14 protein-coding genes, 3 tRNA genes and 3 pseudogenes are annotated in these 24,559 nt (G+C 62.3%); 8 read left to right on the forward strand and 12 right to left on the reverse strand.

The features are described 5' to 3' along the window. Positions 1-80 precede the first annotated feature (80 nt). Positions 81-4,158: pseudogene (gene purL, locus H1204_RS09045) on the reverse strand (phosphoribosylformylglycinamidine synthase). Between the two features lie 459 nt (positions 4,159-4,617). Here purL and H1204_RS09050 point away from each other — a divergent pair. The 3 genes and pseudogenes from H1204_RS09050 to pgi all read left to right on the forward strand — a co-directional run bounded on the left by H1204_RS09050 (position 4,618) and on the right by pgi (position 9,495). Then, positions 4,618-5,919: an FAD-dependent oxidoreductase gene (locus H1204_RS09050; RefSeq protein ID WP_180728041.1), complete on the forward strand. Its 1,302-nt coding sequence runs from the start codon at positions 4,618-4,620 to the stop codon at positions 5,917-5,919. Between the two features lie 107 nt (positions 5,920-6,026). After that, positions 6,027-7,603 (forward strand): annotated as a pseudogene (locus H1204_RS09055) (NAD(P)H-hydrate dehydratase). A gap of 269 nt (positions 7,604-7,872) precedes the next feature. After that, positions 7,873-9,495 (forward strand): glucose-6-phosphate isomerase, encoded by a 1,623-nt coding sequence (gene pgi, locus H1204_RS09060; RefSeq protein WP_180728042.1) that lies wholly within the window; start codon positions 7,873-7,875, stop codon positions 9,493-9,495. 74 nt (positions 9,496-9,569) lie between these two features. On the opposite strand, the gene H1204_RS09065 is transcribed toward pgi, so the two are convergent. Beyond that, positions 9,570-10,256, reverse strand: a complete 687-nt coding sequence (locus H1204_RS09065) for an ABC transporter ATP-binding protein (RefSeq protein ID WP_180728044.1) — start codon at positions 10,254-10,256, stop codon at positions 9,570-9,572. A gap of 1 nt (position 10,257) precedes the next feature. Here H1204_RS09065 and H1204_RS09070 point away from each other — a divergent pair, with 1 nt between their 5' ends. Beyond that, complete coding sequence (locus tag H1204_RS09070; RefSeq protein ID WP_180730915.1) at positions 10,258-10,986, forward strand: arylesterase; 729 nt, start codon at positions 10,258-10,260, stop codon at positions 10,984-10,986. A gap of 141 nt (positions 10,987-11,127) precedes the next feature. Beyond that, entirely contained in the window at positions 11,128-11,469 is a 342-nt protein-coding gene (locus tag H1204_RS09075; protein ID WP_180728046.1) for a hypothetical protein, read from the forward strand. A gap of 98 nt (positions 11,470-11,567) precedes the next feature. Here the strand turns inward: H1204_RS09075 and H1204_RS09080 are convergent, their stop codons facing one another. From H1204_RS09080 to tig, 8 genes and pseudogenes are all read right to left on the reverse strand, one after another. Next, complete coding sequence (locus H1204_RS09080) at positions 11,568-13,496, reverse strand: SurA N-terminal domain-containing protein (RefSeq protein ID WP_180728047.1); 1,929 nt, start codon at positions 13,494-13,496, stop codon at positions 11,568-11,570. Positions 13,497-13,594: 98 nt separating this feature from the next. After that, a tRNA-Asp gene (locus H1204_RS09085) sits at positions 13,595-13,671 on the reverse strand. Between the two features lie 41 nt (positions 13,672-13,712). Then, positions 13,713-13,788, reverse strand: a tRNA-Val gene (locus tag H1204_RS09090). Positions 13,789-13,858: 70 nt separating this feature from the next. Next, a complete protein-coding gene (locus H1204_RS09095; RefSeq protein WP_007585907.1) occupies positions 13,859-14,131 on the reverse strand; it encodes an HU family DNA-binding protein in 273 nt (90 codons plus the stop codon). A gap of 373 nt (positions 14,132-14,504) precedes the next feature. After that, positions 14,505-16,921, reverse strand: a pseudogene (lon, locus tag H1204_RS09100) (endopeptidase La). Positions 16,922-17,104: 183 nt separating this feature from the next. Then, positions 17,105-18,376 carry an ATP-dependent Clp protease ATP-binding subunit ClpX gene (gene clpX, locus H1204_RS09105; RefSeq protein WP_180728048.1) on the reverse strand — a complete coding sequence of 424 codons (1,272 nt, stop codon included), beginning with the start codon at positions 18,374-18,376 and terminating at the stop codon, positions 17,105-17,107. Between the two features lie 206 nt (positions 18,377-18,582). After that, complete coding sequence (gene clpP, locus H1204_RS09110; protein WP_007585897.1) at positions 18,583-19,242, reverse strand: ATP-dependent Clp endopeptidase proteolytic subunit ClpP; 660 nt, start codon at positions 19,240-19,242, stop codon at positions 18,583-18,585. Between the two features lie 183 nt (positions 19,243-19,425). Beyond that, positions 19,426-20,772: a trigger factor gene (gene tig, locus H1204_RS09115; protein WP_180728049.1), complete on the reverse strand. Its 1,347-nt coding sequence runs from the start codon at positions 20,770-20,772 to the stop codon at positions 19,426-19,428. Between the two features lie 524 nt (positions 20,773-21,296). On the opposite strand from tig, the gene H1204_RS09120 reads away from it, so the two are divergent. Continuing rightward, positions 21,297-22,442 carry a glycerate kinase gene (locus H1204_RS09120; protein ID WP_180728050.1) on the forward strand — a complete coding sequence of 382 codons (1,146 nt, stop codon included), beginning with the start codon at positions 21,297-21,299 and terminating at the stop codon, positions 22,440-22,442. A 63-nt stretch (positions 22,443-22,505) separates the two neighbouring features. Further along, a complete protein-coding gene (locus H1204_RS09125; RefSeq protein WP_042312261.1) occupies positions 22,506-22,961 on the forward strand; it encodes a MarR family transcriptional regulator in 456 nt (151 codons plus the stop codon). 139 nt (positions 22,962-23,100) lie between these two features. Here the strand turns inward: H1204_RS09125 and H1204_RS09130 are convergent, their stop codons facing one another. Beyond that, on the reverse strand, positions 23,101-23,874 hold the full coding sequence (locus tag H1204_RS09130; RefSeq protein ID WP_180728051.1) for a class II aldolase/adducin family protein: 774 nt from the start codon (positions 23,872-23,874) through the stop codon (positions 23,101-23,103). Positions 23,875-24,094: 220 nt separating this feature from the next. Here H1204_RS09130 and H1204_RS52585 point away from each other — a divergent pair, with 220 nt between their 5' ends. Continuing rightward, positions 24,095-24,229, forward strand: a complete 135-nt coding sequence (locus H1204_RS52585) for a hypothetical protein (protein ID WP_007737843.1) — start codon at positions 24,095-24,097, stop codon at positions 24,227-24,229. Positions 24,230-24,398: 169 nt separating this feature from the next. Here H1204_RS52585 and H1204_RS09135 read toward each other — a convergent pair. Further along, a tRNA-Leu gene (locus H1204_RS09135) sits at positions 24,399-24,485 on the reverse strand. Between the last annotated feature and the right edge of the window lie 74 nt (positions 24,486-24,559).

Here is a 24,559-nt window from a genome sequence, read left to right on the forward strand (position 1 = left end):
TAAAGCACAAAGACAAATCGCGGAAGCCAGCCAAAAAAAGCAAAAACCGCAAACCGCGCCTGCCCGCGCAGGGCAAAAAATCACCCCAACCACTTCCGCGCATTCTGAAACACCCGCATCCACGGACTACCATCCGTAGCGCTGTTCTTCCAGGCGTCGGGATGCCAGCTCATCTGCACATTGCGATGAACACGTTCCGTGTGCGGCATCAGCACAGTAAACCGCCCATCCGGCGTAGTGACAGAAGTAATCCCGCCGGCGACCCATTCGGATTGAACGGATACTGTTCAGTCGACTGCCCACGATGATCGACATACTTCATCGCAACAGCCACACGCCCCATATCGCCCTGCTGCGAGAAGTCCGCATAACCCTCGCCGTGCGCAACGGCGACAGGAATCCGCGACCCTTCCATCCCGGCAAAGAAAATCGACGGCGACGACTGCACTTCGACCAGCGAGAAGCGCGCTTCAAATTTCTCCGACTTGTTGCGCGTGAACTTCGGCCATGCATCCGCGCCAGGAATCATCGAAGCGAGACTGCTCATCATCTGACAGCCATTGCAGATCCCAAGCGCAAACGTGTCGTCGCGACCAAAGAACGCCGCAAACATATCGGCAAGCTTAGCGTTGAAGCGAATCGTCTTCGCCCAGCCCTCACCCGCGCCCAGCACGTCACCATACGAGAAACCGCCACACGCGACAGCACCCGCAAAATCAGCAAGCGTCGCGCGGCCCGACAGCAGGTCGCTCATGTGAACGTCGTGCGCATCGAAGCCCGCGCGGTCGAATGCATACGCCGTTTCGAGATGCGAGTTCACGCCCTGCTCCCGCAAAATCGCCACGCGCGGACGCGCGCCCTTGCCGATGAACGGCGCCGCGACATCCTCGACGGGATCGAACGACAGATGCGGCTGGATGCCAGGGTCCGACGCATCGAGCAACGCGTCGAATTCCGCATCGGCGCACGCGGGGTTGTCGCGCAGACGCGAGATGCGCCAGCTCACTTCGCTCCACGTGCGATGCAACTCGGCGCGCGGCGCGTCGAAAATCTTCTTCGCGTCGCGGTAAATTTCGACCATGTCGCGCTCGTTCGGCTTGCCAACCACATGCGAGCACGCCGACAGACCATGTTCGCGCAGTACCGCAAGCACCGCGTCGCGATCGCCGGCACGCACCTGAACCACCGCGCCGAGTTCTTCGTTGAACAGCGCGCGGATCGTGCGGTCTTCGCGGCGGCCGCTGGTCTGCTTCGCCCAGTCCTTCGCGTCGCCGTAATCGAATTCGTGATTGGGTCGAGCGTCAGCATGTCGACGTTCAGCGACACACCCATGTGGCCCGCGAACGCCATTTCGCACACGGTCGCCCACAGCCCGCCGTCCGAGCGGTCGTGGTACGCGAGCAGCTTGCCGTCCGCGTTGAGCGCCTGGATCGCCGCGAAGAAACGCTTCAGGTCTTCCGGATCGTCGACGTCAGGCACCGTGTCGCCGACCTGCTGCGTCACCTGCGCGAGAATACTGCCGCCAAGGCGATGCTTGCCACGCCCCAGATCGATCGCGATCAGCACCGTTTCGCCCGCTTCCTTCAGGCTCAGCAGTTGAGGCGTCAGATGGCGGCGCACGTCTTCGACGGGCGCGAATGCCGAGATGATCAGCGACACAGGCGCGACCACTTCCTTCTCGACGTTGCCGTCCGCCCACTTCGTGCGCATCGACAGCGAATCCTTGCCAACAGGAATGCCGATACCGAGCGCCGGGCACAGCTCCATGCCGATCGCCTTCACCGTGTCATACAGCGCCGCGTCTTCGCCGGGGCTGCCGCAAGCCGCCATCCAGTTCGCCGACAGCTTCAGTTTGTCCAGCGACGCGATCGGCGCCGCCGCAATATTCGTCACCACTTCGCCGACGGCCATGCGTCCCGACGCGGGCGCGTCGATCACGGCGAGCGGCGTGCGTTCGGCCATCGTCATCGCTTCGCCGCGGAAGCCCGCGTAGTCGACCGTCGTGATCGCGCAGTCGGCGACGGGCACCTGCCACGGGCCGACCATCTGGTCGCGCGACGTCGTGCCGCCCACCGAGCGGTCGCCGATCGTGATCAGGAACGACTTGCTCGCCACGGTCGGATGACGCAGCACGTTCACGGCTGCCTCGTGCAGTGCGACGTGCGTGACGTCGACGGGCTGCAGCGGCGTCGATACGCGCGTCACGTCGCGGTGCATGCGCGGCGGCTTGCCGAGCAGGACTTCCATCGGCATGTCGACGGGCTGGTGCGCATCCGCTTGCGTCAGATCGGCGTCGATCAGCTTCAGCTGACGCGCTTCGGTCGCCGTGCCGACCACCGCGAACGGGCAACGCTCGCGCTCGCAGATCGCCGCAAATTCTTCGAGGCGCGACGGCGGAATGGCCAGCACATAACGCTCTTGCGCTTCGTTTGACCAGATTTCGCGCGGTGACAGCCCGCTTTCTTCCAGCTGGACCTTGCGCAGTTCGAACAGCGCACCCTTGTCCGCGCCGTCGACCAGTTCCGGGAACGCATTCGACAACCCGCCCGCGCCGACGTCATGGATGCTCAGGATCGGATTGCCCGCGCCCAGCTGCCAGCACGAGTTGATCACTTCCTGCGCGCGCCGCTCGATTTCCGGATTGCCGCGCTGGACGGAATCGAAGTCGAGTTCGGCCGTATTGGTGCCCGTCGCCATCGAGCTCGCCGCGCCGCCGCCCATGCCGATACGCATGCCGGGGCCGCCGATCTGGATCAGCAGCGAGCCGGCGGGCAGATCGTGCTTGTGCGTGTGCTGGTCGGAGATATTGCCGAGACCGCCCGCGATCATGATCGGCTTGTGGTAGCCGCGCACGCGGCCCGCGACGTTCTGCTCGTACGTGCGGAAGTAGCCGCCGAGGTTTGGACGGCCGAATTCGTTGTTGAACGCGGCGCCGCCGAGCGGCCCGTCGATCATGATCTGTAGCGGCGACGCAATGCGGTCCGGGCGGCCATATGTGTCGAACTGGTCGGCCGCGTTGCGGTGGCCGATGGGCTGCGTGGTGTCGCGGGCGTTTTCCCACGGTTCACGCGCGTCGGGCAGATCGAGATTCGACACGGTGAAGCCCGTGAGACCCGCCTTCGGACGCGCGCCGCGGCCCGTCGCGCCTTCGTCGCGGATTTCACCGCCCGCGCCCGTCGCGGCGCCCGGGAACGGCGAGATGGCCGTCGGGTGGTTGTGCGTCTCCACCTTCATCAACGTGTGCGTCAATTCGGTGTGGCGGCCATAGCGCTCGCCCGGCTCGCCTGCATTCGCCGGCTTGCGCGGGAACCAGCGCTCGGCCATGCCGCCCACCATGATCGACGAGTTGTCCGAGTACGCGACGATCGTGCCTTGCGGATTGAGCTTCTCGGTGTTGCGGATCATGTTGAACAGCGAGATGTCCTGCGCCTCGCCGTCGATCGTCCAGCTTGCGTTGAAGATCTTGTGACGGCAGTGCTCGCTGTTGGCCTGCGCGAACATCATCAGTTCGACGTCGGTCGGATTGCGGCCGAGCTTCGTGAAGGCGTCGACGAGATAGTCGATTTCGTCCTCGGCGAGCGCAAGGCCCAGTTCCGTGTTCGCCTGCTCCAGCGCCTTGCGGCCGTCCGTCAGCACCGCGACCGTTTGCAGCGCCTTGGCGGGCAGTTCGTCGAACAGGTGCATCGCGTGATCGCGCGACGGCGCGACGCTTTCCGTCATCCGGTCATGCAGCGCCGCGACGACGGCGGCGCGCGCCTCGTCCGACAGCGCCTTCTTGCCGCCGAGCAGCCCGCTTTTCAGCACGACCGTGTACTCGACGCCACGCTCGATACGCCGCACATGCGTCAAGCCGCAGTGAAGCGCGATGTCCGTGGCCTTGCTCGCCCACGGCGACACGGTGCCAAAGCGCGGCACGACGAGGAAGGTTTCGACGGCACCATACTCCTTGCCGGCGTCGAACGGATCGCCGTAATGCATCAGCGCTTCGATCTTCGCGCTGTCTTCCGCGGCAAGCGGCGTCTGCGAGTTCACGAAATGCAGATACTGGCCGCGCACGCCGACGATGTTGGCGTCGATGCGCGACAACGTGTCGAGCAGGCGGGTTTGACGGAAATCGGAGAGGGCCGAAGCGCCGGGGAAACACGAGAAGTGAGCCATGGACTTGACGTTGCGTCGATCGGTTGCGTCGCTGGGTGCCGCGCGCGATTGCTTTGGCAACCGCTCGGACAGTCGCGCGTGGAGGCGACGTGAGGCGTAAGGAAGTCCGGGATTATAACCCGGGAAGGCCCGGCAGACCTGCCCCACATGACGCCCCGCGCGCTTTGGCGCCGTGTCCCTGATGGCGGCATGCCTCGCCGGCAATACGCCGCGCCATTTTTGAGATTCGTTTCTGGCCGTTCGTGGTAGGCGAATTGCGCGTGCCATCTTGCCGCTTGTCCAGCGCGTGCGCCGCTGTCGAGCGATCCTTCCCGCGCCGAACGGCAGCGTGCCGAACGGGTCGTTTGACTGATATCATTCGGCCTTTCATCAGATCGGTGCAGCATCGGCTGTCGCGCTGCGCCGCATGTCACGTCATACGCCTGGCCCCACGCGTGCCGCCGGCAACACGAATTAACCATGGATGTCATTGTCATTGGCGGCGGGATCGTCGGCGTCGCCACCGCCTATCAGCTTCGCGCGGCCGGTCACCGGGTGTGCGTCGTCGAACGGCACGCCACCGTGGCGCAAGGCGCCACTTACGGTCACGGCGGCACTTTGCTGCCCACGCCGCTCGATGTGTGGTTCGGTCCAACCTTCATGCAGCACCGCCAGGCGGCCAAAAGCGGCGTGATCAAGAAGACGGGCTTCAACGGGCCGGTGCGCGATTTCGTCCGCGCGCTTGCGACGCTCGCCGAACCCGAGGCGTTCCAGAAGCAGTTTTCGTTGCTGCGTCCGCTGATCGAATCAGCGCGCCAGTCGCTCGCGGACATCGAACATCACTTCAATCTGGAATTCGAGCAGTCGAAGGGGCAGTTGTATCTGGTGCGCAGCCAGCAGGACTGGGACCACACACATCCCGCCCTCGACCTGCTGCGCAAGTTCGAAGTGCCGCATCACGTGCTGAGCCCGCAGGAATGCCAGACCATCGAGCATTCGATTCCGCTCGAGCCGCATTTCGCGGGCGGCGTGCTGTTCGACGACGAAGGCACGGCGAACTGTCCGCTGTTCGCGAAGTTGATCAAGCAGACGCTCGATTCGCAAGGCGGCGTGCAGTTTCAGTGCGGCCGCGAAGTGACGGCTATCCGCCTCGACAATCAGCGTGCGGCTGTCGAACTGGCGCCTGCCAATGGCGAATCGTCGCGTTCGCGCGAAGTCGATGTGATCAGCGCGGACGCGGTGGTCGTTGCTGCGGGCGTCGGCAGTCTCGCACTGCTGGAAAAGCTCGGGCTGAATCTGCCGCTGCATCCGCTGCGTCTGCACAACCTCGTCGCGCCGATCGCTCGCGAGGAATTCGCGCCCCATACGACGGTGATCGACGCCGTCAAACGCATCACGATCACGCGCAGCAACCACCGGCTGCGCATCGCCGGCGGCGCGGTGCTGCAAAGCGCGAGCCAGACCCGTTTGCCGCTGCCCGAGCCGCTGACGAAGGAAGCGCTGGCGCTGTTGAGCCAGGCGACGCACGACTGGGTGCCGGGTTCGGCGCGCATTTCCGCCGCGTTGCCGTGGGAAGGCGTGAAGTTGCTGTCGCCGGACGGCTTGCCTGTCACGGGCAATGCGCTGCATCCGCGGCTTTTCGTGAACGCGGCGCACGGTCCCGTCGGCTGGGGCCTCGCGTGCGGTTCGGGCAAACTGATCGCGAGCCTCGTGTCCGGCGCGCCGTCGGAACTGCCGCCTGACACGATCGCGGCGCTCCGCCCCGAACGCTTCAACGGATAACACCTTCCGGCGCGGGACGGTCATTCGTCCTATGCCATTGCGCGTGCTGGCGACGGCACGCGCATTGCCACTACCATGGGCGTACCCTGTTGCTCTCGTACGCTGCCATGACCGATACCTCCTTGCCTTTCCTTCACGACGTTCTCGTCAAGCCGTATGACCGGCCGTTTCCGCTTCTGAGCGTCGCCGAACTGCGCGCGCTCGAAAAAGACGCCGAGGCAAAGCTGCCCGCGCACGCGCTGATGGGCCGCGCAGGACGTGCGGGCGCGCGCTTTCTGCTCGAACGTATCGAACTCGACGGTACGACCAATCGGCACGAGCCGGTATGGCTCGTAGCCGGCCCTGGCAACAACGGCGGCGACGCGCTCGTCGTCGCGGCTGGGCTGCATCGCGCCGGTATCACCGTCGAAGTCTGCATGCCCGTCGAAGTGAAGCCCGACGACGCCCGTTGGGCGCTGGCCGAAGCGCGCGCGGCGGGCGTGCCGATCTCGAACGCCGTGCCGGACTCGTTCGACGATTACAGCTGGGTTGTCGACGGCATGTTCGGTATCGGGTTGGCACGGCCCCTGGAAGGCATTTTCGCGTCGATTGCCGGCCCGTTGTCCGCGCGCGCGAAGACACGCGGCCGCGTGCTCGCGCTTGACGTGCCGAGCGGACTGGACAGCGATACGGGCAATGTCGTCGGAGGCGGCGACGCCGTTCGCGCGACGCACACCGTCACGTTCATTGGTGCGAAGCCGGGTCTATACATGGCATCGGGACGCGACCTTGCGGGCGATGTGACGATCGCCCGCATCGGTCTCGAATGGCCTCCCGAACCGCAACTCCGGCTCAACGGGCCCGCCCTCTTCGTTCCGCATTTCCCGCCGCGCGATTACTCGACGCACAAAGGCACGTTCGGCAGCGTGGCCGTCGTGGGCGGCGACACGGGCATGTGCGGCGCGCCGATTCTCGCGGCGCGCGCGGCGCTGTACGCGGGCGCGGGCAAGGTCCATGTCGCGTTTCTCGGCGCGGGCAGCCCGCCCTACGACCCGCCCCATCCTGAACTGATGCTGCATCCGCTCGACGAACTGCCGCTCGCGGAGATGGATGCGTTGTCGATCGGCTGCGGAATGGGCATGCGCGAGCGCGCCGTGAGTGTGCTGCGCAACGTGCTGCCGCTCGACGTGCCGAAACTGCTCGACGCCGATGCGTTGAATCTCATCGCCGGTCACGCCGATCTCGCCGCAGCCGTGAAGCAGCGCGGCGAGTCCGCGAACGATCCGTGCGTGCTGACGCCTCATCCCCTCGAAGCAGCGCGCCTGCTCGGCAGCGACGCAAGGAGCGTGCAGCGCGACCGGCTGGCAGCGGCGCGTGCACTGGCCGCGCGTTACGCGAGCGTCATCGTGCTGAAAGGCACGGGCACGGTGATCGCGGCGCCGGACGGGCGCGTCGCCGTCAACCCGACGGGCAACGCGGCGCTTGCGACGGGCGGCACGGGCGACGTGCTCGGCGGCCTGATCGGCGCCTTGCTCGGACAAGGTCTTCCGCGCTATGAGGCAGCGCTGGCGGGCGTCTTTCTGCACGGTTTCGCCGCCGACGAGCTCACCGCACGCGGCAAAGGCCCGGCCGGCCTGACGGCGGGCGAACTCACGCCATGGTGCGCAAGTTGTTGAACCGGCTGGTTTATCCGTTGCAGGATTGACGGCCTGCGCGTACCGCCGGGAGCGTCCCGCTATCTGGCGGCGCGTCCCATCTATCCCGGCTGTCATCCTGGCCCGCTATACTGGTTGACTGCGTCATGCGGCCGTTCATCGGCCGCGACGCGAACCGCAGACGCCCGCTGACGGGGCACGAGACACGCCGCCGCGCATCCGGCGACCGTACCGCTCAGCCAACCGCGCGTCTGCGGATCACCCCCGGCACGCCCGATGCGCGGCCGGCCATTCGTTTTCCTTCGTTAGACGGACGGTTATGACTCTCAACTCGCTCCCCGCCTGGAACTCGCTGCAAACACACTACGAACAGATTCGCGATGCGCGCCTGCGCGACTGGTTTGCACCCGAGAACGATCCCGCGCCGACGCGCGCCGAACGGTTCACCCTTGCCGGCGGCGGTCTCGCGGCCGACTTCTCGAAGAACCGCATCACCGACGAAACGCTGAAGCTGCTCGTGCAACTCGCGCGCGAAGCCAACGTCGAAAAGCGCCGTGACGCGATGTTCGCGGGCGACGTCGTCAATCCCACGGAAGGCCGCGCGGTGCTGCATACGGCGCTGCGCGCCAGCAATCCGAATGCACCGTTCTACGGCAAGATACAGGCCGAGCGCGCGAAGATGGCCGCGTTCGCCGACAAGGTCCGCAGCGGCGAATGGAAGGGCTATACGGGCAAGCGCATTCGCTATGTCGTGAACATCGGCATTGGCGGTTCGGACCTCGGGCCGAAGATGGTCGTGCATGCGCTGCATCACCTCGCCACACCCGACATCACCACGCACTTCGTATCGAACGTCGACGGCGCGGACCTGTATCGCGTGCTGACCGAGATCGATCCGGAAGAAACGCTGGCCATCATCGTCTCGAAGACGTTCACGACGCTCGAAACGATGACCAACGCCAATTCGCTGCGCGACTGGTTCGTCGAGAAAGGCTGCCCTCAAAACGAACTGGCGAAGCACTTCGTCGGCGTCTCGGCGAATCCCGCCGAAGTCGTCAAGTTCGGCATCGCGCAGGAAAACGTGTTCGAGATGTGGGACTGGGTTGGCGGCCGCTATTCGCTGTGGTCGGCCGTGGGCCTGTCGATCATGATCGCCGTCGGTCCAAAACAGTTCGACGAACTGCTCGCCGGCGCAAACGAGATGGACGAGCATTTCCGCAGCGCGCCGCTCGATCGCAACCTGCCCGTGCTGATGGGCATGATCGGCATCTGGTATCGCAACTTCTTCAAGTCGCAAAGCTATCTGGTTGCGCCGTACTCGGAAGCACTGCATTTCCTGCCGTCGTACCTCCAGCAGCTCGAAATGGAAAGCAACGGCAAGCAGGCGTGTCTGGACGGCTCGTTCGTCACCTACGATACATCCGCTGTCACGTGGGGCGAGCCGGGCACGAACGGTCAGCACGCGTTCTTCCAGATGCTGCACCAGGGGCCGACCATCGTCCCGATCGACTTTGTCGCCGTGCTGACGCCTGAACATCCCCTCGTCTCGCATCATCCGAAGCTGCTGGCGAACTGCTTCGCGCAAAGCGAAGCGCTGATGCTCGGCCGCACGCGTGAAGAAGCCGAAAAGGTGGCCGGACCGAACAAGGCGGAACTCGTGCCGCACATCATGTTCCCGGGCAACCGTCCCACCACTACGCTGCTCGTCGACGCCCTCACCGCCCGTTCACTCGGCGCGCTGATCGCGCTGTATGAACACAAGGTGCTCGTGCAGGGCACGGTCTGGAACATCAACTCGTTCGACCAGTGGGGCGTCGAGCTGGGCAAGATCCTCGGCAAGGTCGTCGAGGCGGATATCACCAGCGCGAGCCTCGACGAGAAGAAGCACGACTCGTCGACGTCGGCACTGATCGCGCGGGCGCGTGCGGCATTGAAGCGCTGACCTCCGTCGTTCAGCAGCGTGAATGCAAACGGGCCTTCAACTTGAAGGCCCGTTTTTTACCTCGCACCGTGCAATCAGATCAGGCGCCCGGCTTCGATCGTCACTGTCGTATCGCAGCGGCGCGCAAGCTCCACGTCATGCGTGACCAGCACCAGCGTCGCGCCGTTCGCGCGGTTCATCTCGAACATCAGATCGATGACGGCATGGCCCGTCGCGGCATCGAGGCTGCCCGTCGGCTCGTCGGCGAACAGGATGGCGGGATGCGTGGCAAACGCGCGAGCAAGCGCCACGCGCTGCTGCTCACCGCCCGACAGCAGCTTCGGATAATGCCGCATGCGCTCGCCGAGACCAACCTGCGTCAGCAGCGTCCGTGCGCGCGCGTGAATGTCGCGCGCCGACAGCTCGCCTTGCAGTTCGAGCGGAAGCGTGACGTTCTCGAGCGCGGTCAGGTGCGGCATCAACTGGAAGGACTGAAACACAAAGCCGACGGAGCCATTGCGCAGCGCGGCGCGGCCGTCTTCATCGAGTTCCGTCAGCTCGCGGCCGAGCAAACGAACCGACCCCGAGGTCGCGCTGTCCAATCCGGCAAGCAGGCCGAGCAGCGTAGACTTGCCGGAGCCCGACGCGCCGACAATCGCCACGCGGCTGCTTGCCTCAATTGACAGGTCGATGTTGTCGAGGATCGTCAGCTCACCCGTCGCATCCTTAACCCTCTTGCATAAACCCCGCACTTCGATGACTGGATCGGTTTTCTTTTGCATGGTGAAGCGTAGGTTGAAAGTACGCGCCGTTGCGTCGTTCGCGGCGCTGACTGCGGCGTGTTTTCCCATCGTGTTCGCCGCGACTTTTTCTGCGTCCGCTCAGGCCGCCGGTAACACCACCGCGGCCGCTGCCATGGCGAACCCCGCAGGCAGCGATACGCAACAGGCGAAGCCGACGATCATCGTGCTCGGCGACAGCCTCTCCGCCGAATACGGCCTGCCTCGCGACACCGGCTGGGTTTCGCTGATGCGTCAGCGTTTGTCGAGTGAGCGGATCGATTATAACGTTGCAAATGCGAGCATCAGCGGCGACACGACCAGCGGCGGGCGCGCCCGCCTGCCTGCCTTGATGCAGCGGCTCAAGCCCGCCGTCGTGATCGTGGAACTCGGCGCCAATGACGCGCTGCGCGGCGTCCCGCTCGACATCACGGAAGACAACCTCCGCACGATCATCGAACAGGCGCAGCAAGGCAACGCGAAGGTCCTGCTCGTCGGCATGTACGTGCCGCCCAATTACGGCCTTGACTACACGCAAAAGTTCCACGGGGTCTACGACCAGCTAGCGAAACAGCTGCGCGTGCCGCTCGTCCCATTTCTCCTCGCTGGAATCGAAGACAAGCCGGACATGTTCCAGTCCGATCAGATTCATCCGACCCAACGGGCACAGCCCCTGCTACTGGACAACGTGTGGCCGGCGCTGAAGCCGCTGCTCCACACCTCGTCTCAGTGAAAGTGAAAGCGCCATTTAGTGTTACAGCGCGCTAACAACTTGTTTCCGAATGATGGGAACGTGATCACCCATGGTCGATCAGACAGGTTCGTCTGAATTCGACAACCGGCTCCATGTGAGCGATTTCTGGAAGGAGATAACGTGAAATACTTACCGATTATCGCTATGGCCGTCGCCATTTCCGCTTGTGCCGCGCAACCGCCCGCCGGTGTGCAATCGGTTGGCACCAGCCAGCAGCCGCCGAAGGTCGTCGGCCAGTGCATCGCCAAGAAATGGGCTGACAAGACCCAGCAGCAGGTCGTCGCACAAAATACATTGGCCAACGACGCAGCAATGGACGTCTACGTCCCCGGCCAGCAGCCGCCGAGCGGCGCGGCTGCCGTCGTGCGGCCGAACTATCAGGGCTCCGGCACCTGGGTCGGCTTCCGCTCCGCGGGCGGCGCCGGCAGCGACGCCACGGGCGATATCAGCGCCTGCCTGTAATCCTTCCCAACGCTTCTCGCAAAGCAAAAGCCCCGCAGTGTGCGGGGCTTTTTTGTGGCGTCTCGAGAAGCCGCATGCATGCGGCTCCGTGAACCGGCTTATTCGCCCGATTGCGGGTTATCGAGCGAACCGTACATCTTCACCTTCGACCGCGTCCGAATCGCATCCAGGTACGACTCGGCCTCAGCCTGCGCGTTCACCGAAGCGATCTGCTGCTGCGCCGACGCCAGACGCTGCGCATCCGTCGTTGCGGGTTGCACGACAGCGTTCACGCGATAGATCGCATAGCCGTCTGCGCCGAGGTCCACGCCGACGTATGCCGGCAGTTTTTGCGCATCGACCTTGTAAATTGCGCTCAATGCGGCGGGAGGCACACCTTGCGCGTCGTTGCGCGACACCTTCAGCGCGGACGAGAAGCCTTGCGTCGACTTCGACTTCCGCAGATCCGCCAGCTTCGCCTCGCCTTCCTTGCGCGCGAGATCGGCAGCCTGCTGCGCGACCACCTTCTGACGCACGGCATCCTTGACGGCAGCGAGCGCGGGCACGGCGGCCGGCTTGTAGTCGGTCACGTGTGCCGCGACCAGCGTGTTGTTGCCGACATCGATGGCCTGCGTGTTGTTGCGGTCCTTCGCCGAATCGTTCGCAAATACGGCCGCGAGGAATTTCGGGTTGTTGAGCGGGCTATCCGGCGGTAACGCGCTGTTCGGCTGCGGCGTAACCGTCGCCGTCTGGATCTGCAGCTTGTATTTGTCCGCGGCCGGTTGCAGGCTCTTCGCCTGTTCGTAGACGATCGACGTGAAGCCTTCCGAATCGTCGCTGAAGGCCTTCGTGGCGAGTTGCGCCTTGAGATCCTTCGCGATCGAATCTTTCACTTCGTCGAACGGCTTGGTCACCGACGGCTTCACGTCCGTCACCTTGACGATGTGATAGCCGAAGTCCGACTGGATCAGATCGCTGATCTCGTCCTTCTTCATCTTGAAGACGGCATCGTCGAATGCCTTGCCGCCCGCGATCATGCCCGGGCTGAAGTAGCCCAGATCGCCGCCCTTCGACGCCGAACCCGGGTCCTGCGAATCCTGCTGCGCAAGCTGCGCGAACTGGTCGGGATGCGCCTTGATCTGCGCGAGGATTTCCTGCGCCTTCTGCTTCGCCTTGTCCTTGTCGGCGGCGCTCGCGTCTTTCGGCGCCGAAATCAGGATGTGGCTCGCGCGCACCTCACCCGCCGTGCGGTAGTGGGCGATGTTGTCGTCGTAGTACTTCTTGAGATCCGCGTCACTCGGATTCGCCGACGCTGAGATCGTCGCGGGCGACATCACGAGATACTGGATCGTGGCCGTCGCGGGCGTCGCGAAATCGTCGCGATGCGCATCGTAGTACGCCTGAATTTGCGCATCAGTCGGCTGCACCTTCGACTCGTACTCCTTCGCGCGGAACGCGAGACCCTGCACTTCGCGCTGCTGCTCGGCGAGTTCGGTCAGATGCTGCGCGAGCGTTTTCGGCGTGAACGAGGTCTGCGTGATGGCCGCAGGCAACTGTTGCATCGCCATGCTGTAGCGCACCTGCTCCTGGTATTGATCGGGCGTGATTCCCTGCATCGCAAGGAGTTCTTTGTATTTGTTCAGGTCGATCGAGCCGTCGGGATTCTTCAGCGAACCGATGACGGGATCGGCCATCAGCGCGCGACGCAGCGCATCGTCAGAGACCGTCAGGTGCAGACGTTGCGTCTCATCGGCAAGCACGCGCTGCTGGATCAGCCCGTCGAGCATTTCCTTGCGGCGCTCCGGCGTATCGAACATCTTCGAGTCGAACTGTGCGCCGAGCATCTGACGCGCGCGGTCCATCTGCTGACGCCACGCGTTGTCATATTCGCCGCGCGTGATCTTGTGTCCGTTGACGCTCGCGACATTCGCGCTCTCGTCAAAGAAGCCACGGAAGCCCTGGATACCGACAAAACCCAAACCCGGCAAGATGACCAGGATGAGCATGAACATCATCAGACGTTGGTGATTGCGAAAGAAATCGAGCATGCTTGAGGAGGCAAAAGTCGGATGCCAAAAACGGAACGCCCGATAGTACATCAGCGGGCAATAAAAAAGGCGAACCGGAGTTCGCCTTTCTAGGATACTGGCGGAGTGGACGGGACTCGAACCCGCGACCCCCGGCGTGACAGGCCGGTATTCTAACCGACTGAACTACCACTCCTTATGCTGCATACACTGCACCGTGTCACTTCGATCTGGAACTGGTGGGTGCTGAGAGGCTCGAACTCCCGACCTACGCCTTGTAAGGGCGCCGCTCTACCAACTGAGCTAAGCACCCGCTCCGAGACCGCCGCTGCCTGACTCTTGATGCCAACTCACATCGACATATTCATCAAGCAGCGAGCCCATTAGTTTAACGCATCCTTTAGCGCTTTGCCAGGCCTAAATTTAGGAACCTTGGCTGCCTTGATCTTGATTGCTGCGCCCGTACGCGGATTGCGACCGGTGCGCGCCGTGCGCTTGCCGACGGCGAACGTGCCGAAGCCGACCAACGTCACAGAACCACCTTTTTTCAACGTGCCTTTGACGCCACCGATCACGGCATCCAACGCGCGACCTGCTGCCGCTTTCGAAATGTCGGCTTGCTGCGCGATGTGATCGATCAATTCCGTTTTATTCATTCCAAGCCCCCGAGAATGTAGTTGGGCAATCATGAAAGCGCTTATGCGCCCGGTTATATACGGCACGGCAGAATTTGCCGGCCACTCATTAGAATGGGCCGAAACCCTTGTGTCAAGCGGGATTGAGCCTGATTCGAGGGCTCGTCGAGGGTCTGTCGATGACAAGATCTTGCAAGGTGATCGATGCGGGTGCAACCAGTTTGCCGCGTGTCTCTGTGCGTCCTGGATAGCGGGTGAATTGCCTTATCGAAAGCAACTGATTAAACGTTTGCGGCCCTTGCGCGAGCAATAAAAAACCCGCGGACCAGGCCGCGGGTTTTTGTTCGCTGGTGACTGAGTGAGCCGTTACGGCGCTCAGTACTTTGCGTTTGGCTTAATGCTTCACGACATCGGTCGCGCCCGAGTCTTTCGACTCACTAACGGGCGCAGCCGCCTTCGGCTCTTCTTCCGGCAGCGGAGCCGGGCCATGTTCCAGCGCCAGTTCCAGTACCTTGTCGATCCAGCGGACCGGCACGATCTCGATCGCGTTCTTCACGTTGTCCGGAATCTCCGTCAGATCCTTGACGTTTTCTTCCGGAATCAGCACGAGCTTGATGCCGCCGCGATGCGCTGCCAGCAGCTTCTCTTTCAGCCCGCCGATCGGCAGTACTTCGCCGCGCAGCGTGATTTCGCCCGTCATCGCGACATCCGCGCGCACGGGATACCCGTGAGCACCGACACCAGCGCCGTCGTCATCGCGATACCGGCAGACGGACCGTCCTTCGGCGTCGCACCTTCCGGCACGTGGATGTGGATGTCCTGTTTCTCGAACGCTTCGTCCTTGACACCAAGACGGCGCGAACGCGAACGCACTACCGAGCGCGCGGCTTCGACGGATTCCTTCATCACGTCGCCGAGCGAACCCGTGCGGATCACGTTGCCCTTGCCCGGCATCACGGCCGCTTCGATCGTCAACAGATCGCCGCCCACTTCCGTCCACGCGAGACCCGTGACCTGGCCGGTCTGGTTTTCCTTCGCGGCCAGACCGAAGTCGTACTTGCGCACGCCGAGGAACGTGTCGATGTTCTTGCCGTCGACGGTGACTGCCTTGTCTGCCTTCTTCAGCAGAAGCATCTTCACCACCTTGCGGCAGATCTTCGAAATTTCACGCTCGAGCGAACGCACGCCCGCTTCACGCGTGTAGTAACGAATGATGTCGCGGATGGCGCTTTCCGTGACCTCGATCTCGCCAGGCTTCAGGCCGTTGTTCTTCTTCTGCTTCGGCAGCAGATAACGTTGCGCGATGCTGACCTTTTCGTCTTCCGTGTAGCCCGACAGACGGATCACTTCCATCCGGTCAAGCAGCGGCGGCGGAATGTTCAGCGAGTTCGACGTCGCGACGAACATCACGTCCGACAGGTCGAAGTCCACTTCGACGTAGTGGTCGGCGAACGTGTGGTTCTGTTCCGGGTCGAGCACTTCAAGCAGCGCCGACGAAGGATCGCCGCGGAAATCCATGCCCATCTTGTCGACTTCGTCGAGCAGGAAGAGCGGATTGCGCACGCCGACCTTGGTCAGGCTTTGCAGGATCTTGCCCGGCATCGAACCGATGTACGTACGACGGTGGCCGCGAATCTCGGCTTCGTCACGCACACCACCCAGCGCCATGCGCACGAACTTGCGGTTCGTTGCGCGCGCAATCGACTGGCCCAGCGACGTCTTGCCAACGCCCGGCGGCCCGACGAGGCACAGGATCGGCGCCTTCACTTTGTCCACGCGCTGTTGAACCGCGAGGTACTCGAGAATGCGTTCCTTCACCTTCTCGAGACCGAAGTGGTCTTCGTCCAGCACGCGTTCGGCATTCGAGAGGTCATTGTTGACCTTGCTCTTCTTGCGCCACGGCAGGCCGATCAGCGTGTCGATGTAGTTACGCACGACGGTCGCTTCCGCCGACATCGGCGACATCAGCTTGAGCTTCTTCAGCTCGGCGTCGGCCTTCTTCTTGGCTTCCTTCGGCATGCGCGCAGCGGTGATGCGCTTCTCGAGTTCTTCGAGATCCGCACCTTCTTCGCCTTCGCCCAGTTCCTTCTGGATGGCCTTGACCTGCTCGTTCAGGTAGTACTCGCGCTGGCTCTTCTCCATCTGACGCTTGACGCGTCCACGGATGCGCTTTTCGACCTGCAGAATGTCGATCTCGGCTTCGAGTTGCGCGAGCAGATGCTCGAGGCGCTCGATGACCGGGAACATTTCAAGAATCTGTTGCTTCTGGTCGAGCTTGAGCGGCAGATGCGCAGCGATCGTATCGGCAAGACGCCCGGCTTCATCGATACCCGACAGCGAGGTCAGAATCTCCGGCGGGATCTTCTTGTTCAGCTTCACGTACTGATCGAACTGCGACACGATCGCGCGACGCAGCGCTTCCGTCTCAGCGCTATCGGCGTGGTCGGGCTCGAGCGGCATCACTTCGCACGAGAATTGCGTTTCCTGCTCTTCGATCGACAGCGTCTTTGCGCGCTGCAGACCTTCGACCAGCACCTTCACGGTGCCGTCGGGCAGCTTGAGCATCTGCAGGATGTTGGCGATACAGCCAACTTCGTACATGTCCTTTTCGGTCGGCTCGTCTTTGGCCGCCGTTTTCTGGGCAACAAGCATGATGTGCTTGCCACCTTCCATTGCGGCTTCCAACGCCTTGATCGACTTCGGGCGACCCACGAAGAGCGGGATCACCATGTGTGGGAAAACGACTACGTCGCGCAGCGGGAGCAGCGGGAGTGTGACGCGTTCCGGCGGGAGGAGTTGGGTTCCTGACATTTCATTTCCCCATGAGTGGAATCAGTTTGTTCGATAGTTGAGGCCGCCAAAAAAGATTGCAAGCCTTCGCGTGTGGGAAAAGTTCAGTGACTCCAGAAAAACAGTCCATCCTGACGACACGATAAACGAAAAAAGCCGTTCACGTTGCCATGAACGGCTTTTTTTCAAAAATCGGGAAGCCGATCAATTCGAACCCGCCACCTTTGGCGCGTCTTCGTAGATCAGTAGCGGCTTTCCGTCACCATCAATAACATTGTCGTCAATAATGACTTTGCTGACGCCCTTCATTGCCGGCAAATCGTACATCACGTCGAGCAACGCCTGTTCCAGGATTGACCGAAGGCCGCGTGCGCCCGTCTTGCGGCGAATCGCCTTGCGGGCGATGGCTTGCAGCGCGGCGGGACGGATCTCCAGCTCGACGCGTTCCATGTTGAACAGCTTGTGATACTGCTTGATGAGCGCGTTCTTGGGTTCGACCAGAATCTTCATCAGCGCGACTTCGTCCAGCTTGCCGAGCGTCGCCACGACGGGCAGACGTCCGATCAGTTCTGGAATCAGGCCGAATTTGATGAGATCTTCCGGCTCGACTTCGCGCAGCACTTCGCCTGCATCACGATCCTGCTTGCTCTTGACGCTCGCACCGAAACCGATCCCCGTTTTCTCCGTACGGTCGACGATCACCTTTTCGAGGCCATCGAACGCGCCGCCACAGATAAACAGGATGTTGGTCGTATCGACCTGGATGAAATCCTGGTTCGGATGCTTACGGCCACCTTGCGGCGGCACCGACGCCATCGTACCTTCGACCAGCTTCAGCAGCGCCTGCTGCACGCCTTCACCCGACACGTCACGGGTAATCGACGGATTGTCCGACTTGCGGCTGATCTTGTCGATTTCGTCGATATAGACGATGCCACGCTGCGCCTTGTCGACTTCGTAATTGCAGTTTTGCAGCAGCTTCTGAATGATGTTTTCGACATCCTCGCCGACATAGCCGGCTTCCGTCAGCGTGGTCGCGTCGGCGATCACGAACGGCACGTTCAAAAGGCGTGCAAGGGTCTGCGCGAGCAGCGTCTTGCCCGAGCCAGTCGGCCCGATCAGCAGGATGTTGCTCTTCGACAGCTCGACGTCGTCTTTCTTGTCGAGATGTTTCAGGCGCTTGTAGTGGTTGTAGACCGCGACCGCGAGAATTTTCTTCGCGCGTTCTTGCCCGATCACGTATTGATCGAGAATGTCGCGAATTTCCTGCGGACTGGGCAGGTCGGACTTGGACAGGCCCGTTTCCAGACCCGCGCCCGCTGCTTCGTCGCGAATGATTTCGTTGCACAGGTCGATACATTCATCACAGATGAATACCGACGGGCCAGCAATCAGTTTTTTAACCTCGTGCTGGCTTTTGCCGCAGAACGAGCAATACAACAGCTTCTCGCTGTTAGAACCTTTCTTGTCCGCCATAGATGTGTGAGCCTCCGGACACTCGAATGACATGATACGCCGTTTGCCCGCCTCGTTCAGTTCGGGGCGGGACGGATGCGCAAAGCTGTGACGGCGTTTGCCGCAGGCGTTCAGACGGGTCTTATTATTTCACAAGGTTTCGCGCCGGCGCTCTTCCCCCAATTTGGAGAAAAAGCGCTCCGGATCAGCCATGTTTCAGCGATTGTTTACGGACGCTTGTGCAGCACCTGGTCGACGAGGCCGTAAGCCTGCGCATCGTCGCCCGACATGAAATTGTCGCGGTCCGTGTCGCGCTGGATGCGCTCGACGGGTTGACCCGTGTGGTGCGACAGCAACTGGTTCAGGCGCTCCTTCAGGTACAGGATTTCGCGTGCCTGAATTTCGATGTCCGACGCCTGGCCGCGCGCGCCGCCCAGCGGCTGGTGAATCATCACGCGTGCGTTCGGCAGCGCAAAACGCTTGCCCTTCGCACCCGCCGCCAGCAGGAATGCACCCATGCTGGCCGCGAGGCCCATGCACAGCGTCGAGACGTCCGGCTTGATGAACTGCATCGTGTCGTAGATCGCCATCCCTGCCGACACCGAGCCGCCCGGGCTGTTGATGTAGAAGCTGATGTCCTTGTCCGGATTCTCGCTTTCGAGGAATAGCAACTGTGCGATCACGAGGTTCGCAGTCTGATCGTTCACTTCGCCAACCAGGAACACCACGCGCTCCTTCAGCAGGCGCGAGTAGATGTCATAAGAACGTTCACCACGGCCGCTCGTTTCGACGACGATCGGCACGAGGCCGAGCGCTTGCGCTTCGAGATCCCGATCCCGCGACGACTGCGAGGTCAACGTGTCCAGCATTTGAGCGCGAAAGGTCATGCAATGGATCCTTGTCAGGAAATGTTCTGATAATCGGTTCTGGACAAGTAGGTGCGGCCGCGCGTTTCTTCAAGAGCCAAAACGGCCGACAAGCGTTCTTTTAGCATAATCGGCCGTGCTCATATGGAAAAACGGCGTGCGGGCCGTCGCTCGGACAGCCAGCACGCCGTTACAGCGATGCTATTACGCTTGCGCCGTTGCGCTTGCCAGCTCTTCGAAGCTCACTTCTTTGTCCGTCACCTTCGCCTTGCTCAGGACGAAATCGACGACGTTGGACTCAACGACATACGCTTCCATCTCGGCAAGACGCTGCTGGTTCGAATAATACCAGCGGACGACTTCCTTCGGGTCTTCGTAGCTCTTCGCGAATTCGTCGACTTCCGCGCGGATCTGTTCCGGCTTGGCCTGCAGTTCGTTGGCCTTGACCAGCTCGGCCAGCACGAGGCCCAGCTTGACGCGGCGCTCGGCCTGCTCGGCGAACATTTCTGCCGGAATGGGTGCGTCCTTTGCGTTCGGCACGCCGCGTTGCGTGAGATCCTGACGCGCCATTTCGACGAGGCGTTCCTGATCCTGCTCGATCAGCGCTTTCGGCACGTCGAGTTCGGAAATCTTCAGCAGCGCGTCCATCACCTGGTTCTTCACGACAGCCTGCGTACGGCGCTTCGCTTCGCGCTCGAGGTTGTCACGGATTTCGGCGCGCATCTTGGTCAGATCGCCGTCTTCGATGCCGAGCGACTTCGCGAACTCGCCGTCGATCTCGGGCAGATGCGGCCACTCGATCTTCTTCATCGTGATCGTGAACTGTGCCGTCTTGCCGGCGACTTCCTTGCCGTGATAGTCCTCGGGGAACGCCAGGTCGAATTCCTTCGACTCGCCGACCTTCAGGCCAAGCGCGGCTTTTTCGAATTCCGGCAGCATGCGGCCTTCACCCAGGACAAACGCGAAGTCGTCCGCGCTGCCGCCCTGGAATGCTTCACCGTCGATCTTGCCGATGAAGTCGACCGTCACGCGGTCGCCGTCCTTCGCAGCCGTGTCCGCGCCGCCGTCGCCGTGCTCGCCGGCTTCGCCACGAGCGTGGTAGTGCACGCGCTGCTTGCGCAGGATGTCCAGCGTGCGGTCGATTTCAGCGTCGCTGATGGTGGTCTTCGTGCGTTCGATCTCAGCCGTCGCGACGTCGCCCAGCTTCACTTCCGGGTAAACCTCGAAGGTCGCGTCGAATGCGTATGCGCCTTCCGTTGCATCCGTCTTCGGGCTGAAGCTCGGCTGGCCAGCAACGCGCAGGTTTTCCGCGCGGCTGATGTCGAAGAACTCCTTGCCAACCTTGTCGCTCAGCACTTCGGCTTCCACCTGACCCGCGTACTGCTGCGTCACCATCTTGAGCGGCACCTTGCCCGGGCGGAAACCCGGCATGCGCACGTTCTTCGCGAGTTGACGGATGCGCGAATCCACTTCCTTCTGCACGGTGTCTTTCGGCAGGGAAATCGTCACGCGGCGTTCGAGCTTGCCGAGGTTTTCAACAACGTTAGCCATGGCTTCAATCGTCCTAAAATTATTCGAGCGAATCAGTTATCTTGTGTGCGCCGCCTGTCGATGTCCGCTTTGCGTCGTGCGTTCGACACTGCGCGCTGCATTCGCTTTTGCGCGGGTCGCCGCTACGCTTCGCTCAGTCAAGTGTGACATCGATCGCGTGCCTCTCGCCGCGGGCTGTGAGGCCGCCGGCAGCACAGTTTGGGTCAGAGAGCCAAATATTTTAGCAAACTATTTGCGCGCCTAGCCGGATTCGCTGTTTCGCGATTTTTTGCGGGCTGCGAGGCCCGATTCCGACCGCCTTTCAAACGATTCCAGACATGCTCTTGATCCACCATGGTCCGCGCCAGCTGTGAATCAAAGTCAATTCTGCCTATACCTTCGGGTGTATTCAGTCGCGCGCCGCATGCTGATAAGCTTCACCACATCCTGATACGCCGCTGCCGTGCGCATAAGGCGGTCCGGGCGCTTCATCGCATCGCGGCGAACACAGCGATGCCCACTCACAGAAAATCATCAGAGACACCATGCCGAATACGTCGTCCGCGCCCATCGTCGTCATCGCCCCTGACTCGTTCAAAGGTTCGCTCTCTGCGGAGCAGGTCGCGCAATCCATCGCGACGGGCATTCTGCGCGCGCGGCCCGACGCGACGATCCGTGTCTGCGCAATGGCCGACGGCGGCGAAGGCACGCTCGACGCCATGCTCACCAGCGGCGGCGAACGGCGCATGCTCACGGTGCGGGGCGCGGCAGGCCCTGCGCGCGAAGGCGTGACGGGTCTGCTCGCCGACGGCAGCGCGATCATCGAAACAGCGGAGGTCGTCGGCATCACCGACCCCGTCGGCATGGGCGTTCCCGTGGAAAAGCGCAGCACGCGCGGTATGGGCGAAGCCATCCGCTCGCTGCTGGACGCCGGTGTACGGCGCTTCTTCGTCGCACTCGGCGGCAGCAGCACGAACGACGGCGGCGCGGGTTTGCTCGTCGGTCTCGGGCTCAAGCTGTTCGATGCGCAAGGACATGAACTGGACGCGACGCCCGAGCAACTTGCTCAACTGGCGCGCGTCGACGCATCGGGCCTCGACGCCCGTCTGCGCGAGGCAACGTTCGTCGGCATGTCGGATGTCGACAACCCGTTGACGGGCGATCACGGCGCAACGGCAGTCTTCGGTCCGCAAAAAGGCGTAAAGCCGGAGCAGGTCGCGACGATCGACGCCGCCCTCGCCCGCTTCGCCGACCTCGTCGAGCCGGCCATGAACCGCGTCGCGCGCAACCAGCCGGGTGCGGGCGCGGCGGGTGGACTCGGTTTCGCATTGCATATGCTGGGCGCCGAATTCGAGCCGGGCGCGGAAGTCGTCGCGCGACAGATCGGCCTCGACGCGGCGCTCGAAGGCGCCAACTGGCTCATCACGGGCGAAGGCCGCTCCGACGTGCAAACGCTGCATGGCAAGGCGCCCTTCATCGCTTGCCGGCATGCGCGCGCCGTGGGCGTGCCGGCCACGTTGCTCTCGGGCGCCGTCGACCCTGCAGCGCTGCCAAAACTCGCCGAGCATTTCAGCGGATGCTTCTCACCGGCCCCCGGCCCGATCACGCTCGAAGCAGCGATTCGCGACGCAGCCACTTTGCTTGCGAACGAAGCCGAACAGATGACGCGACTCAGGTTTGGCCCGCGTTGACCGCGCGAGCGGATGCAGCAACAATCACATCACCGGACTGCATCCACTCACAACGGGAAGACCATGAAGGCCTCCGATAAAGCCGGACTCGAACAGTTTCTGACGTATCGTCTGCACGTGCTGAATAAACTTTCCGAGCGGGGCATCAGCGAACGGTATATGGCCAAGCTGGACGTGACGCTGCCTGAGGCGCGCGTGATTGCATCGGTTGGATCGTTCGGACCATTCTCGATCATGGACCTCGCGCGCCACGCGAACCTCGACAAGAGTCAGGCGAGCCGTGCAGCCGAGGCCTTGATCAGACAAGGCCTCGTGCAACGCGAAGCGAGCGCGGACGATGGCCGCGTGGTGCTCGTATCGTTGACCACGGAAGGCCGTGCGCTCTACCGCAAGGTGATGCCCATCGCGCGCAAGTGGAACGTCGATCTCTTCGATTGCCTCGACGACCGCGAGAAGATCGCGCTCAGCGAAGCACTCGACAAGGTGATCGAAACCGCGATCGCGCGTAACGCAGCGTAGTCAGGTCAGACGAAGTCCGGGCCGACGCTCATCGATCGGCGCTTGCGTGGCGCCGTCGACTCCGTCGTTGCCTAATTCCTTAAACACTCATTCACAAGTCAGCCCGCATGCGCTTCTCGCACGGCGGCTTTTCACGTTTCTACTCGCGATACGACGGGTCGATCCGGTCGACCTGGCGCAGCAACGCATTCAGCACATTGGCTCCTGCGCCGTGCCGCGGATCGAACTGCAATGAATCACGCGTGCAGCGCGCGGCGATCTCGTCGCCGATCATGCGCGCGGGTCCGAGCATCGCCGTTGCCAGTTGAATTTCGCAAGCGCGGTTGAGCGTCCAGAGTCGCGCGAAGGCTTGCGCGATTGTCTCGCCAATCGACAGCAGGCCGTGATTGCGCAAGATCAACAAACGTTTATCGCCGAGATTCGCAACGAGGCGCGGCCCTTCGTCGGCGCGCACGGTAATGCCTTCGAAGTCGTGATACGCGACCATCCCATGCAGTTGTGCCGAATAGAAATTGTTGTTGACGAGACCCGTCTGCGAACATGCGACGGCAAGCCCTGCCGTCGTATGCGTATGCATTACGCAGTGCGCATCGGGCAACGCGCGATGAATCGCGGCATGCACGACGAAGCCCGCCGGATTCACGGGATGCGGCGAGCCGTCGAGCACCTTCCCATCGGCATCGATCTTCACCAGATTCGACGCCATCACTTCCGTGTAATGCAGGCCGAATGGGTTGATCAGAAAATGGCTGTGCGTGCCGGGCACACGCACGGTGATGTGGTTGTAGATCAACTCGGTCCAGCCGAGCATCGCGAACACGCGATACGTGCCTGCGAGTGTCACGCGCAGCTCGCGTTCCGTGTCGGCGTGCGCGCCGATGTCTGAGGGTAGCCGAACATCGGTCGATGCCATTTGCACGCTCCTCTTCTTGTGCTTGGATGGGCTAAGGGATCGCAGATCGTTTGAGCGCAGGATAGGAGAATCTGGTTGTGCGTGCAACAAGATGAGTCGATTGCCGTGCTTCGCGATATACGGCGTATTGGACGCACAAAACGACCGAGTCCAAGCCAATCGTAAACGGGACTTGCTACGATCGCCGCTCGCTTTATCTCTCTGATTTTAAGGATCGAAAATGAAGAAGGTTGTTCTGGCACTGGTCGCCGCTGCCGCTGGTTTCGTGAGCATGTCGTCGGCATTCGCAAACGACTACCATCACGAGTGCCATAAGGTGAAAGTGCATCATCACTGGGAAAAGCGCTGCCATTAAGCAGCCGCGGATCTTCCCTGTGATAAGCCAGCCCCGCCTTCGCGCGGGGTTTTTTGTGCGTGTCCATTGAACGGGCGCGAGTCTGCGCAATCACCGTGTCGGGGCGCAAAACAAAAAACCCCGCGCGTCGGATACGGGCAGGGTTTTATGTACGGCAATGAGAAAAAAGTGGTGCGAGGAAGGGGACTCGAACCCCTACACCCTTGCGGGCGTCAGGACCTAAACCTGGTGCGTCTACCAATTTCGCCATCCTCGCAGCCGGGCGATGCGTGAGGTGCAACACCCGATGTCTCGCCGGCGAATGGACGCTGCGATTCCATCGCGATCTCG

The sequence above is a fragment of the Paraburkholderia sp. PGU19 genome (genome assembly GCF_013426915.1).
Taxonomy (GTDB): domain Bacteria; phylum Pseudomonadota; class Gammaproteobacteria; order Burkholderiales; family Burkholderiaceae; genus Paraburkholderia.